At 51.6% G+C, this 12504-nt stretch carries 17 protein-coding genes; all 17 read right to left on the reverse strand.

Going from position 1 to position 12504, the window contains the following annotated elements; all coding sequences use genetic code 11:
- Window position 1: 1 nt before the first annotated feature.
- Window positions 2–283 (reverse strand): hypothetical protein, encoded by a 282-nt coding sequence (locus ACOTZF_RS17865; RefSeq protein ID WP_101740081.1) that lies wholly within the window; start codon window positions 281–283, stop codon window positions 2–4.
- Window positions 280–969 (reverse strand): hypothetical protein, encoded by a 690-nt coding sequence (locus ACOTZF_RS17870; protein WP_100151319.1) that lies wholly within the window; start codon window positions 967–969, stop codon window positions 280–282. The genes ACOTZF_RS17865 and ACOTZF_RS17870 overlap by 4 nt, the downstream gene beginning before the upstream one ends.
- A gap of 58 nt (window positions 970–1027) precedes the next feature.
- Window positions 1028–2713, reverse strand: a complete 1686-nt coding sequence (locus ACOTZF_RS17875; protein ID WP_421636152.1) for a DUF4942 domain-containing protein — start codon at window positions 2711–2713, stop codon at window positions 1028–1030.
- Window positions 2714–2853: 140 nt separating this feature from the next.
- Window positions 2854–3426 carry a hypothetical protein gene (locus tag ACOTZF_RS17880; RefSeq protein ID WP_421636153.1) on the reverse strand — a complete coding sequence of 191 codons (573 nt, stop codon included), beginning with the start codon at window positions 3424–3426 and terminating at the stop codon, window positions 2854–2856.
- A gap of 108 nt (window positions 3427–3534) precedes the next feature.
- Window positions 3535–4377, reverse strand: a complete 843-nt coding sequence (locus tag ACOTZF_RS17885) for a Rha family transcriptional regulator (protein ID WP_421636154.1) — start codon at window positions 4375–4377, stop codon at window positions 3535–3537.
- A gap of 108 nt (window positions 4378–4485) precedes the next feature.
- The gene (locus tag ACOTZF_RS17890; RefSeq protein ID WP_421636155.1) at window positions 4486–4674 is read right to left on the reverse strand and encodes a hypothetical protein; all 189 of its coding nucleotides are present in this window, start codon (window positions 4672–4674) and stop codon (window positions 4486–4488) included.
- Between the two features lie 9 nt (window positions 4675–4683).
- Window positions 4684–5178 (reverse strand): hypothetical protein, encoded by a 495-nt coding sequence (locus ACOTZF_RS17895; protein ID WP_421636156.1) that lies wholly within the window; start codon window positions 5176–5178, stop codon window positions 4684–4686.
- A gap of 141 nt (window positions 5179–5319) precedes the next feature.
- Complete coding sequence (rnhA, locus tag ACOTZF_RS17900) at window positions 5320–5928, reverse strand: ribonuclease HI (RefSeq protein ID WP_421636157.1); 609 nt, start codon at window positions 5926–5928, stop codon at window positions 5320–5322.
- A gap of 594 nt (window positions 5929–6522) precedes the next feature.
- Window positions 6523–6753 carry a hypothetical protein gene (locus ACOTZF_RS17905; RefSeq protein ID WP_000262979.1) on the reverse strand — a complete coding sequence of 77 codons (231 nt, stop codon included), beginning with the start codon at window positions 6751–6753 and terminating at the stop codon, window positions 6523–6525.
- A gap of 202 nt (window positions 6754–6955) precedes the next feature.
- Entirely contained in the window at window positions 6956–7549 is a 594-nt protein-coding gene (locus tag ACOTZF_RS17910; protein WP_004109976.1) for a phage N-6-adenine-methyltransferase, read from the reverse strand.
- Between the two features lie 185 nt (window positions 7550–7734).
- Window positions 7735–8577 carry a hypothetical protein gene (locus ACOTZF_RS17915; RefSeq protein WP_023180903.1) on the reverse strand — a complete coding sequence of 281 codons (843 nt, stop codon included), beginning with the start codon at window positions 8575–8577 and terminating at the stop codon, window positions 7735–7737.
- 128 nt (window positions 8578–8705) lie between these two features.
- Window positions 8706–9263, reverse strand: a complete 558-nt coding sequence (locus ACOTZF_RS17920) for a 3'-5' exonuclease (RefSeq protein ID WP_000208226.1) — start codon at window positions 9261–9263, stop codon at window positions 8706–8708.
- Window positions 9264–9272: 9 nt separating this feature from the next.
- On the reverse strand, window positions 9273–9692 hold the full coding sequence (locus ACOTZF_RS17925) for a hypothetical protein (RefSeq protein WP_004109992.1): 420 nt from the start codon (window positions 9690–9692) through the stop codon (window positions 9273–9275).
- Between the two features lie 63 nt (window positions 9693–9755).
- A complete protein-coding gene (locus tag ACOTZF_RS17930) occupies window positions 9756–10400 on the reverse strand; it encodes an AAA family ATPase (RefSeq protein WP_101740151.1) in 645 nt (214 codons plus the stop codon).
- On the reverse strand, window positions 10400–10876 hold the full coding sequence (dfrA51, locus tag ACOTZF_RS17935) for a trimethoprim-resistant dihydrofolate reductase DfrA51 (protein ID WP_000781812.1): 477 nt from the start codon (window positions 10874–10876) through the stop codon (window positions 10400–10402). Before dfrA51 ends, ACOTZF_RS17930 begins: the two co-directional genes overlap by 1 nt.
- Complete coding sequence (locus tag ACOTZF_RS17940) at window positions 10873–11268, reverse strand: hypothetical protein (RefSeq protein WP_160859100.1); 396 nt, start codon at window positions 11266–11268, stop codon at window positions 10873–10875. Before ACOTZF_RS17940 ends, dfrA51 begins: the two co-directional genes overlap by 4 nt.
- A 19-nt stretch (window positions 11269–11287) precedes the next feature.
- Window positions 11288–12391 carry a thymidylate synthase gene (locus ACOTZF_RS17945; protein WP_022649915.1) on the reverse strand — a complete coding sequence of 368 codons (1104 nt, stop codon included), beginning with the start codon at window positions 12389–12391 and terminating at the stop codon, window positions 11288–11290.
- Window positions 12392–12504 lie beyond the last annotated feature (113 nt).

Genomic DNA, 12504 nt, shown 5'->3' on the forward strand with positions numbered 1-12504 from the left:
GTTACTCTTCCTTACTCCTTGCTCTGTTAGCCTGCACTTCCTTAGCCAGCTCGTAGGTAATTTTGCACGGCAAAATTATCGCCCAGCCTTTTTCGTGGCTGTTAATCACCTGCTGAACATGGCCGTCTGTAATGGGCAGATCCGGCAACTGTTTAAAAACTTCCATCTGCTCATGGATATGCAGAAACCACCTTGCCAGCTCCATCTGCTCACCGCGGGTGAGGGGATTATCCAGCGGGGACTTAACAAAAGCGGAGACGCGCTCGACAGGCAGATCATTCATGCCGCGCACCTCTCTGCTTTATCCTGCAATTCGCGGACATACTCGACCAAAGAGCCGCCTGGTGGGATCTGGCATTCCTCAACTAACTGGAAGTAGATGTCTGCGGCCGCGCGTGTGTTCGAGCCTTTGTTTAGCTGCTCTTCGCGCAGCGCATCACGTTCGTTGATCAAACGAACACACTCGCCGTTACGCTGATCAACAACGGCCTCAAGTTCAGCGATACGTTCGCCTGGTGTCTTGCCTTCTTTGCGCTGGATGGTGACGGTAAACTCGCCCATTTCAGGAACGTTGTACCCCAGCTCCAGGTAGTTTCTAGCGCCGCTGCGGACGAACTCACCTGCGAACATGGTGGCAAACATCGCAGAGGCCATTTCTCCTTTGAAAAGCGACTCCAGATCTAACGGAGTGCCGGCAGACAGAGCCTCTTTTGCTGTGTCCATTGCGTCCATGAACCGGTCGAACTCATTGGCGCGTTTCTCAAGGTCTCTCCACTGCTGGCTCCAACGGCGTGCCAGATGTTCGATAAAAACCTGCGCCGATTCATCAAAGTTACCTTCGAACGTCACAAGCTCCTTGTCGATTTTGATGGTTCCGGCAGGCGTTCCTTCGTTCCCCTGTAGCACTAAATTAAATGGCAGCTTCGCCTGATTAACGCTGGCGAATGTAATTCTCGATTTTTCGCTCATGTGTTCACCTCTGATAAAGTGGCTCTATTCTTACATAAATTAGGTAAGTATTTACCTATCATTTTACACGTTTGAAAACGTATACGCTTACAGTGATTCCGGTGTCTTCAAACTCGTCAGTAAACGACTTCCCTTTGGCATAAACGTAATTATCCAGCGTCATCCAGTTCAGAACTGGCGCATCACCCGGCAGTACTGCCACCAGTCGCCCGCCGACTTTCAGATGCTCCAGCGCGGCCAGCGTATGCTCTCTGTGACGGCCAAGAGAGTAGGGCGGGTTCATGACGATTTTGTCGAACTGATAGCCTGCGTTGTCCTCAGACCACTTCATGAAGTCGCAGCAGACCGTATTTGTGTACCCCTTGCCAAGCAGGATATCAGCGAAGAGAGGTGCGACTTCTATACAGGTAACGTCTTCCGGATTGACGTCGATGCAGGCCAGCAGATCTCCACGCCCGGCTTCAGGTTCCAGCAGCTTCTCACCTGGCTTCAGCTCGATAGCTCTGGCAACGTACTCCGCTATCAAACGTGGGGTAGGGTAGAACTGGTGTGATTTTGTATCCGGTATTAAGCCGGTGGCCACAATCGTATTGAGCGTATGGCCGATCTCATACGGGAACTGCCAGTGCTTTTTCTCCTGTACGCCGCCAATGAAGTTCAGTGTGCGCTCAAGCTCTTCCACTTGCGACTTCTGGAGGTTGGAATCAGAGAAGTACCAGACGCCTTTGTCTTTGCTGAATCGCCCGTCGCGCAGCGCGGTACGAACCAGCTCGGAGATCGTCTTCTGGATTAACCCGAACTCTTTTGGTGCCCGTGTTTTGGGTGCGGTACGGCATGGCGCCGGGATTGCTGCAGGCATACTGTAAGCCAGCACCTCATTCAGCTTCCAGGCCACGTCAGGATGTATTTCAAAGTGAACGTTGCCGTTCTTGAACATCTTCACGCGCATCAGGTTTCCGTCGACATTCATCCAGTCACCGGTCTGGCAGTCGTTTGCCCGGTACGCAGCAGATAGCATCTCAGTTGTGCGGTTGATGGTGATGAACTCTTTGTGCGCAAAGAAATGAAGCATGACGCGCAGGTCGTCGATGTAGTCCTCTTTTCGGTAGTTCACGCTGACGCTGTCCCGCCAGAACTCGGAAATGCAGTTGGCGATGATCAGACGCTCGCTAAAGCCGTTCGTCTTATTGGTCTTGTGGGCAGGACTCAGCGCCTTAAACAAGCCATACACGCGCTCAGAGAGATATTTGTGCCTGTCATTCAGCAGATTGAGCATCGTGGGGATGACCGTTTCTGCTTTGAACTCCGGCACGCCAACGAACTCCTTAACCTTCATCTGGTAGCCGGTTCTGTCAGTCCTGATGGTCTCCTGCTTGCCCTCAATGAACTGCTCACGCCACTCGTCGCGGCGGGAAGCTGGCATGATCAGCAGAACGTTTGTCATATCCGTGACCTTCTTCCAGTACTCGGCCCAGATATTCTGTTTCACCCATTCAAGGTCGACCTTATCCAGCCAGGCTCTGTTAAAGCGTGTGCGCTCGTCATCCGGCCGGTGGTTGAGTCGCAGCAGGCGGTTAATCATGTTGTGGCGTTCGTCGCCATAAACGAAGTCGTGAACCTGATGCATGAATGCGATCTCTTTCTCGCACTCGGCCACAATTTCGTGGATGACGTTCATTTCCTGCCGGTAGTCGATATCAGTGTTTGGGGTGATAGCGTCAATGATGGAAAGGGCTGTATTCATGATTACACCATTAAACAAATTGTTTTCTTGTTGGTGTTATTTTCCCAAAGTTGAAAAGGCGTAAAAGCAGCATTCACAGGCGTTGCAGCTGATTTAAGGCGTAAAAAGGGGGCTTTCGCCCCCTGTCGGCAGGTGAGAAATTAGTGGTGTACGTGCTGCGTTTTGTGCGGCTGTTTGTTCAGGTCGTGGCGATGGGTCAGCTCGCGCATCATGTCTTCAAGACGGCTCTTGGTGTCGTCAAGCTGGTCGGCCATTGCCCCCAGCAGCTGGCGAACGGCCATCGGATCGTCGCTGTTCAGATCAAGCATTTTGAACCCAGCCTGGGAAGACATCAGTTTGAAGGCGGCCAGCAACATCGCCAGAGAAGACTTCAGTCCGGCGATTTCGCGATCTTTGCTGGCGTTGGTTTCATCTGCCTTGACTGAATCCGGTGAGCACTTCGGCTTGCTTACCATTTCCAGAGTTGCCTGAAGTTTGTCGGCGCGTTCTTTCTCTTCCAGATACGCTTCGCCGAAATGACGCGCCAGCATCACAATTTCAATCGGATCATCAATCATGCTTGAGAACTTGAGAACGCTGAAAAGGCGGTCAATAGGGGAGGCGTCGTCTTCGTGACCAACCACAAGACCCATGATCTCAACCAGTTCGGCCGCACCAACTTTTTTAATCACGTTTTCAACTTTGGCATTAGTTTTATTGCATTTTTCGCACATGTGTTTTTTCCTTATGTTTTTAAACAAGTTGTTTTCTCGATGGCGTTATTGTGGCGTGACTGAAAAGGTGGGCAAACGCTACGTAAAGGCGGACGCCAACACTGACGGTTAATGAAGACATTTGGATTCCTTCATTTCACGTTCGACATGCTCACGACACGGCTCATACTCAATGGCGCTGGCGATAATTTTCCCGGCAGCAATTAGCTTCCCGGCAGCAAAGCAAAGTCCTTTAAAGGTGAACTTGGCCTGGTTGCGTCCGTTTCCGATGACAACGTTTTTGCCATATCCGCGGTCAATGAAGATCTTGAGGAACTGGCGGTTGACAGTGGTGTATTTGCGCTTAACGTACACATCACCCAGCGAGTCCATCAGCGCACCCAGAACAGCCCCGGACGTTCCGAGAATGCGACCAGATTCATTCAGCCCATAAAGCTCATCAGCAGTGCCGCAAATGGTGTCCATGAGAATGGCTTTTGGCCTTGCCACCGACAGCTTGCGCTCAAGATCAGCACGCTGTTCTTCAAGATCGGCTGCCAGTCGAAGTGCTTCTGAAAAGGTTTCCGGGATGCTGGGGTAGGCACCGTAAAGCGCCCCGCTTGAAACACTCATTTCCAGCTCATGCCAGCGCTCAATGACAGCAGCGCGGTACTTCAACGAGTAGCCGGTAATGAGAACATCGGTATGCTTTCGGTCGAGCATGTACTCGCCTTCCATTCCCCGGTAATCGATGTTGACAACAATGCCTTCAACAATTGTAAGTAACTGATTTTTCTCATAACGCAATTTTGCGTTATGGTAATCGTCGGCATACAGCTCATTCAGCACGCTACGGATGTCGCGAAGAATGTCGCTGTGTCGTTTACCGGTCAGCTTTGAGATTTCTTTTGAGGACATCAATGGTCTGTCCGGGAGCACACCGGGAATCGATAAAGTAGTCATCTCAAACATACATTCTCCATTCAGTGTAAAAAGGGCCGTCAGTGGCCCTTGTTGTTAACTCTCATTGGTTAATTGGCTAAACAATTTGTTTTAACAGTGCCGAAAATGGATTCGGCATCAAAAGAACCCGAGAATGCTGCTCACCGGAACAACGAAAATTCCCACGACACGCGCAAGTGTCATTCCGGCATCAAACTGAAGATCGCCACCGTTCACGAGTTTCACCAGATTCATGATCCAGCCACCAAGCAGAAAAATGGCGAGGCCAACAATCATCGCGGTGACTTTCTGGAAGCTCCATTTCATGCAATAGCCTCAGTCACAGTAGAAGGAAGATCCGGAGTTGCAGGTCGAGCTGGAATCGTGTCCAGCAGCATCCCATCCAGAGAGACAGGAGGTCGTTCTGGCAGGGGTGTCGTCTGCAAGGTTGTGGTGGAAGTAGTTGTGTCCGGCATCAACAGACTCTGACCGGCTGGCATGGCTACCGCTGCCAGGGTTGCTAAAATTACTCCGTAGGCCATTGGCTTCAGTCGATTTCGTTGAAAATTTTCCATGAGAACTGTCCTTGTGTGCCTGGGATTCACGCAACACACGAGAGGCGACGGAATCACGCACCTTCCCCATGCCTACTGTCGCACCCAGATTTGCTATGGCGGTAGCTTGCGCATCAATGCGCTTCTCTAGCTCAAACACTCGTTCTTCCAGTTCCGCAAGGCGTGCAGAAACACGACCGCTAAACAGCTCGGCCAGAACCAGGCGAATTGAACGGGGAGGTTTATTGAAAGAAGTGAAAGGCGTTTGACGTGCCATTTGGATTCCATTCAGTGTCAGAAAGAGTTGCGGCTGGCCAAGCCAGCCGCCTTTTGGCGTTCCATCCTGGAACAGTACCTACCGGTACTTCGTCATCCTGACGAACGGTAAGATACCTGATTTAAAATAATAGGTAAATACTTACTTATCATTTTGTGACAAAAATCCAATGTCACGCTTGTGAGGCATATCAGCTGCGGAGTAGGCGGCGATCTTCGCCAGGCGGTCACACATTTCGTTCTCGCGATGGCCGGCATGACCTTTAACCCACTTCCAGCGGACATTGTGACGGCTGGCGGCCGCATCGAGACGTTTCCAGAGATCGACGTTTTTGACTGGCTTCTTCTCAGATGTGATCCATCCGTTACGCTTCCAGCCTTTCATCCAGAGCGTCATGCCGTTTTTAAGATACTGGCTGTCGGAATGCAGGATCACGTTGCAGGGGTACTTCAGACGCTCCAGCGCAATCAGGGCGCCCATCATCTCCATCCGATTGTTGGTCGTGCTGTGGAAACCCTCAGAAAGCTCGCGCTCTTCGCCTCGATACTGGAGAACGATGCCGTAACCGCCCGGCCCGCCCGGATTTTTGAGGCAAGAGCCATCACTGAATACTTTTACGATTTTGAGCTGGGGATTGAACTCGACTACGGGGATTTTGAAGTTGGTACGGGATTGCTGGTGGGTTTGGTATCTGGTTTTGGACTTCGTGCGGCAGCCATTATGTTGCCGGGCTGGGGTCTTGGTCGTCATTTTGGCTCCAGAATCGCGCGCCGCGACGATTTTTTTCCTCGCGCGTGTGCGCACGCGTGCGTGTAAATATTAAAAATTTTTAGAAAAGAAAAACTTACTTCCCAGAACAGGTTTTAATAAAACCTGAACTGAACGAACGAAGTGAGTGAAGTTCACCTCGAACGAAGTGAGAGGTTGTCTTTTCAGGTAATACTTTCCCAGGGAGGTGAGTACAAAATTTCCTCACCAACCTGGTCGTTACATAACCTGAAAAGTTATGACCTAAGTCTACTGCCAGCTTAGGCTTGGGAAGTTATGGATGACAGCACCCCAGAACCGAGATCTTCCCACACTTTATGAAGGGGAGTACTGGATTCAACCTCTCGAAACACTCCAGACTCGACAATCATAAAGTGACCCTTCTCTCTGCTCACTTTGGTTCCCCCTTCCCCAACCCCCTAAACGGTGCCGGTTCTACGCTGGTAGTGAGCTTTTTTAAACCTGACGCCAGTGACGCTATCCCCCACCCATCAGGTCGAGCTGCCGGAATCAATCCGGAAAGCGGGTAGATTTTATCACTGGCGACCTGCGTTTTAAATGGTAAGTACTTACCGATTATTTCGATTGATTATTTTCTCGACCATGAAGCTGGACGTTCAGGGCAAACACCTCATTGATGAGTTCCCCTAACAGCTGCTCCACCAGCTCTTTGTGCTCGCCTGAATGAAGACATTTGAGCGACCATTCGTAGAGACTGAAAGCCTTATCGCGATCTTTCATCATGTCGCGCACTTTGGCCAGAAAATCGCTCTCAACGAGCGCTACGACGTTCGTCGGGTATACCATGATAGTTTTCCTTACTGTGGTTCATAAAATCGATTCTAGAGCGTCTGAAGAGGGGTTCCAGTGGGTTCTGGAGGTGTAAAACGGTCTGGGAGTTGTTTGGAAATCACGTCTTAAAAAGCCTGCGTCTGTATATATTAATAATTAGTACTTAGTTATTTATATATACGGAAGCAGGTTCTCAAACTTACTCCCAGACTGGTGTTTACGCTGCCTTTTTACGTGGTCTCTTCTTCCTGACAACATTGGCAGGATCATAACCACCCAGCTTTTTCATCACCGCCAGCGGTATCTTGCTGATGGTGTGCCCAGCTTCCTGACAGTAGCCACGGAAAATAAGCAACATGCTGCCACCAGGGTTGATGTTCACCTCCACCAGCCCAAGTTCAACATCTGGCTCAACGAACGCCACGCGGCCGCCAGACAAGATGACGGTTTCGTTGGCGCATTCAGCCGCACGCTCGTACCACTGCGTATCGAGGGATTGTGGTATCAACATGACCGTCGTCACTCCACGCGCCTGCTCGCGGATGGCTGCGTCTATCCAGGGGGTGATTTTGGAGTAGGGCGGGTTAAGGAACGCCACAGTGCCAGGTTCTCCCCAGCTGCACTTGAGCGCATCACGCTCAACACCGATAAAGTTCGGCAGGAGAGCGTTATCTTTGTTGCAGGCGACGTCCACATCGAACTTTACGCCTATGTAACGTTGGATGGCGACAAACAACCACTGCGGTGTGCGCCAAAGGTCGCGAAGAGAGGCATCACGCTCTCGCTTTTTGATTTTTTCGGCTGCGATCATTATCTTGCTTTGATAGGTAAATGCTTACCTATTTTTTCATTTAATCAAACGGATAGCAAACAAAGAAGAACGCGCCAGATTCGCAAACGGGAAGCTCTCTGGCGCGTTTTATCGATGCTGGGTATGCAATTAGCTTACCCAGCGTCCTAAAGCTGTCAGGGGGCTTTAGAACGGGTAGGGGAACATCATCCAATGGAATACTCCGCTATGAATTTTTTGACGATCGGCGACTCTTTATTAAGGGTTAGATTTCCACCTTCCCTGGTGGCAATGCCAGTAGCTGGAAACACAGCCATCATCTGGCCAGCCTGAGTCGAAGCGGTGTTGAGCGGATATGGTTTCTCCGGGTTGCTCATTAGCGCCAGTTTAATGCTATTGCTGGTCGCCGTGTTCGCGTCAAGGATATGGCGCATTGCGATTACCGTGTAGACGCTGATTTCCGGCCCACCACTAAACCAGTTCAAAAGGTTTAAGATCTTGTCTTTCGCTTTGACTGGCGCCCCTTCGAATGCGGCAGTAAAGCTCTCACTTTCCAGACCGGCTGTCGCATAGAACGATTCGTCCTTACCTTCCAGCGTGAAGCGAGGTTTGGCCGGTGTACGCTCTGATTTTGCCTTCTGGCGTTTTGGCTGCTCTTCTTCAGGTTTAGGCTCTGACGCCACTGAAGGTAAAGGGGTTGGATCTGTACCGGTAGTCTCAGTACTTCGAGCGTCAAGTTCAGGCGCTGGCTCGTTCACTATCTCCGCAACAAGGTCACGCTCTGGTTCCTCGACCTTCACCGATTCGTGCTCAATCTCAAGCTCTTCCAGAACGCTACTCAGATCGCCGGTAGAGCTGGCATTCATGACTTCATCCGCCACCGCCTCGACTGGTTTTGCGATTGCATCATCCAGACCAGAGAGAAGATCGTCGATCTCGTCGACACCGCTCATTTTCGCAGCTTTCTGCACTGGTTCGTCGAGAGATTGCAACATTGCAGTCAGTTCGTCCAGGTCATCGTTTTTAACAGTGTTTGTAACTGCGCTCATTTTTAACTCCTTATGTTTTCGTTGGTGCGTTTCCGCGTTTTGGTTGAGCGTATTCTGGCAAAACCTATCAGGCGGAAAAGTCATAATTACAGGCAGTTAGAAGAACTGAAGGCAAAGAAAAAGCGCCATCAGGCGCTTTCGAATGGGAGTTTGAAGAAGCCGTATTTCTCTCGGGCTTTGAAGAAACACTGCATCATCAGGTCAGTATCGTAGAGAGCGCTGTGGGCCTTCTCACGGTCGTAAGTGAACCCAAGTGAGAACGCCAGCTCTTCCAGGCGTGGGCGCTTCCCATCCTCGGTAGCCCACAAGCCATCCAGCATGGAGTCAACCAGAGGGATATCTGGCAATTTCACCCCATAGCTACCGAACTCGTGGCGAATGAACGGAAGGTCAAAAGCCTCTCCGTTATGGGCGACTAACGCGCTACATGCGCCCATGTACGCAGCAATCTTGCCTGCGTGGTCAGCCAGTAGCGGTTCCGTCGCCAGATCTTCCAGTGAAATGCCATGCACTGCCTGCGCCTTCGGATCGATACTGCGACGCGGGTTGAAGCGCATCTCAAGGCTGTCGATGTGCTTCTGGGTTTCCAGTTCATAACGGGTTATCGCGATTTCGATAATTTTGTGGCCGGATGTGAAGTCCAGCCCTGTGGACTCAATATCGACGCCACCGACAATCGTGGTCATTCGTACTCCTTACAGCTTCTTCGCGCCTTTCAGCAGTGCGCCACGCACAAACTGAGCAGCCTTTTTCAGTGCGTCCTCGCCACTTTCGCAGACGACCGGCTCGCGCCATTCGCCCGTTGATGTGTTGAGGATCTGGATTTGGTTGGTCTCCAGGCAAACGGACACGTACAGAACCGTACCGCCTGAGAGTTTGAGGTGCATAGGAAACAGAGGGCGCTTGGTGCCGCCATTGAACTGCGACATCGCCACATTGATGGCTTCGCCAACCTCTTCCCCAACAAGCCCTTGAACGGACTCAAACACTGCGCGGATAGCCAGACGTGCTTCACGTTCACTCATCAAAGAGCGGGATTGTTCGTCGGCAATGCGGATCAGTGCTTCAATCGCTTTACGATCTAATTCATCCGAGAGGGGAAGTTCGTCTATCATTCTGTTTTTCCTCGATTCATTTCGCGTGTCTTATTGTCACACTGCCCAACAGGGGAGCAACATTCAGTGGAAGGTCACTCGTCCTGTTATACGGCGCTCGATGTTTTCAGCGGCTCTGTCCAGCACTCGCAATACCGATCTGGCTCGCGCTTCAACCGTGCGGCACTTTTCAGAAATAACGAACACCTGCAGATCGCCGGTTTGGGGAAGCGTGTTGATTTTCGTCAGCTCACCGCACATAAGTGCATCGATGCGAGCAACATAGAGACGGTCAAGCGATCCTCGCTGGGGACGCGCGAGTTCTTTGCTGGAAAGCTCAACGCCCGGGCGAAGACCCGCGATAGCATTGAAGTTGGAAATGGCCGCTTTGTGGCAAAACTGCTCAATGTCGAGAGCCAGCTCGATGCAGCGGTCTTCGTTGGTCTGGCCGACCAGGTCAAGCGTATAAGCCATGACATCGGCTGGCGTGCGGTCGATAACAAAACCTTCAACGCCGCGGGTGATCATCTCGATGTGTCTGGCAATCTCCATCTGAACCTGAAGACGTTCGTAAAGGGGCAAACGCTCGCCAACCTTCACCCCCAGACTGCTCATCAGCTTGCCAACGCCGGCATCCACATACGGAATGCCATAATGCGCATCGATGTACCTTGCCAGGGTTGTTTTTCCACTGCCCTGTGCGCCAGTGATTCCAATCCGGTAATCCATTACGACCTTCTGTATACTATCTGCAAAAAGCCAGGCTCATCCTCATTTGCACGTTGGGTATAAGCCGTTTCGACTGGTACGAACCCTAAAGAACGCATCATTGGCGCCGGGAAGAACGCATCCGCGCCAGGCACATCCACGCCAATATGCGACAGCCAGATCTCTTCTACGTGTGGCATAAAGAGCGAGTAAATCTGCCCGCCACCAATCACCCAGACCGGATCTGGCAGTCTCAAAACATCATCGATTCCAGCGGGGTAGAACCCATTGGGGATATACCCACGAGAGCGCGTCAAAACGAGGTTATGGCGCTCTGGCAGCGGGCGCTTGAGACTTTCCATCGTCTTGCGTCCCATCACGACAGTGGCGTTTTTGGTGAGTTGTTTGAACAGTTTCAGATCGGTCGGGCAACGCCAGGGAAGTTCGTTGCCAATGCCGATTTCATAGTTGCGGCCGACAGCTGCAATCATCTTCATTGGCTTACCTCATAGATGGTTGGTCGCTGGTGAGAATCTGCCAGCGCAGAACGCAGACGCGGATCATGAACCAGTGCGGCGATAAGTAAGTCGCCTTTGTGCTCTGCCAGCGTGCGCTTGATATGGGTTTCAAAACTGACACCGCGCGGAACAAGGTGGAGCCAGTCATAATCAATGCCGAAGTCCTTCAGCCAGCGTTTGGTTGGGCCTTCGAGCGCTTCCGGACGACTACTGATAAGCACCACTTCAGCACCGGAGCGAGCAAAACCACGCAACATGCGGCTGGTGGGAAAGATGAGTTCATCACCGGCAATGAGAGCGCCTGCATCCGCATCAGACACTGCTTTGCGATGGCTGGCTCTCGCCAGCACACCTTCAATTTCACACAACACATACATCCCTCTGGCCATATCACACCGCCACTGGAACCTTGATCCACGGAAGAGGGCTGTAGCCGCACACCTGCACACCTTCCCATTTGAAGTCGTCCAGTTCGGCCCATTCATGCGGAAAAATGACAACCGGGTCGGACTCTTTGGGCGGCTCGCGCTTCATCAGCTCCTCAACGCCTTCCATGTGGTTGTCGTAGAGATGAACGTCAAAGCCAAAATGCACGAATGCGCCAGCCATGTGGCCGGTGATCTTCGCGAGGAAGTGGGTGAGAATGCCGTAACCGGCGATGTTGAACGGCATACCAACAAAGGTATCGACGCTGCGCTGCACCAGACATGAGTTCAGAATGCGTTTCGGGATGCCCAGCTCGTCCAGCATGTTCTCAGTAATGCCGCCATCTCTTTCCAGAAGACACAGCATCTGGGTGTAAATGGATTCGTGGCCGTGGCGGTTGTGCTGGATGCCAATGTCGGTGGCCATCGTCAGTCGAGTCTCAAAGTCCAGCTCGCGACTCCACAGTGAAAACACGAAATGGCATGGCGGCAGCTTCATATCTTCCAGTTCGCCAACATTCCAGGCATTCAGCAGGATGCGACGATCTGTCGGGTTGGTGCGAAGCGTGTGAACGATACGCTGTAGCTGGTCGATTTCACGGGACAACACAACGCGATCTTCACTTACGCCCAGATACCCCTCGACCTTGTACCCGCGCTCACGGAACGTGTCGATTTTGCTCAAATACTCGCTATGGCTCACGATGCGGGTATCTTCCCACCGACGCCATTGTTTGCCATAGACCGGGCCTAAATCGCCATTTTCATCAGCCCAGGCATCCCAGATTTTGACGCCATTATCTTTCAGGAACTGGATGTTGCCCGTTCCTTTGAGATACCACTCCAGCTCAACCAGTAACGGCTTCAGGTTGACGGCTTTTCCGGAGATAAGTGGAACAGAGCCGCCCGTCAGCATGTAGTAGGAAGGGACATATGAAACGCTTTTTGTGCCGGTTCCGGTGCGATCACCCGCGTGAACGCCAGTGTTGAGCACCGTTTCAACCACTTTGGCATACGAACCACTGGCAAACTGACCGTTCGTAAAGTCTCGATTCAGTAGGATAGACAAAATCAACCTCACACAAGATAAGTAAGTACATACCTATTATTTTATACAAGTTTATCTGTCAGAAGTGTGTAAGGCTAGGAGGGGAGTAAGAAAAAATGGTGGCTCTTAGGCCA

It is taken from the genome of Enterobacter cloacae complex sp. SHL021 (genome assembly GCF_049237765.1).
GTDB lineage: Bacteria > Pseudomonadota > Gammaproteobacteria > Enterobacterales > Enterobacteriaceae > Enterobacter > Enterobacter cloacae.

Bases quoted from the DNA above. Each gene is read 5' to 3' on its own strand.
- ACOTZF_RS17865 (WP_101740081.1), bottom strand. From the start codon at position 283: ATGAATGATCTGCCTGTCGAGCGCGTCTCCGCTTTTGTTAAGTCCCCG.
- ACOTZF_RS17870 (WP_100151319.1), bottom strand. From the start codon at position 969: ATGAGCGAAAAATCGAGAATTACATTCGCCAGCGTTAATCAGGCGAAG.
- ACOTZF_RS17875 (WP_421636152.1), bottom strand. From the start codon at position 2,713: ATGAATACAGCCCTTTCCATCATTGACGCTATCACCCCAAACACTGAT.
- ACOTZF_RS17880 (WP_421636153.1), bottom strand. From the start codon at position 3,426: ATGTGCGAAAAATGCAATAAAACTAATGCCAAAGTTGAAAACGTGATT.
- ACOTZF_RS17885 (WP_421636154.1), bottom strand. From the start codon at position 4,377: ATGTTTGAGATGACTACTTTATCGATTCCCGGTGTGCTCCCGGACAGA.
- ACOTZF_RS17890 (WP_421636155.1), bottom strand. From the start codon at position 4,674: ATGAAATGGAGCTTCCAGAAAGTCACCGCGATGATTGTTGGCCTCGCC.
- ACOTZF_RS17895 (WP_421636156.1), bottom strand. From the start codon at position 5,178: ATGGCACGTCAAACGCCTTTCACTTCTTTCAATAAACCTCCCCGTTCA.
- rnhA (WP_421636157.1), bottom strand. From the start codon at position 5,928: ATGACGACCAAGACCCCAGCCCGGCAACATAATGGCTGCCGCACGAAG.
- ACOTZF_RS17905 (WP_000262979.1), bottom strand. From the start codon at position 6,753: ATGGTATACCCGACGAACGTCGTAGCGCTCGTTGAGAGCGATTTTCTG.
- ACOTZF_RS17910 (WP_004109976.1), bottom strand. From the start codon at position 7,549: ATGATCGCAGCCGAAAAAATCAAAAAGCGAGAGCGTGATGCCTCTCTT.
- ACOTZF_RS17915 (WP_023180903.1), bottom strand. From the start codon at position 8,577: ATGAGCGCAGTTACAAACACTGTTAAAAACGATGACCTGGACGAACTG.
- ACOTZF_RS17920 (WP_000208226.1), bottom strand. From the start codon at position 9,263: ATGACCACGATTGTCGGTGGCGTCGATATTGAGTCCACAGGGCTGGAC.
- ACOTZF_RS17925 (WP_004109992.1), bottom strand. From the start codon at position 9,692: ATGATAGACGAACTTCCCCTCTCGGATGAATTAGATCGTAAAGCGATT.
- ACOTZF_RS17930 (WP_101740151.1), bottom strand. From the start codon at position 10,400: ATGGATTACCGGATTGGAATCACTGGCGCACAGGGCAGTGGAAAAACA.
- dfrA51 (WP_000781812.1), bottom strand. From the start codon at position 10,876: ATGAAGATGATTGCAGCTGTCGGCCGCAACTATGAAATCGGCATTGGC.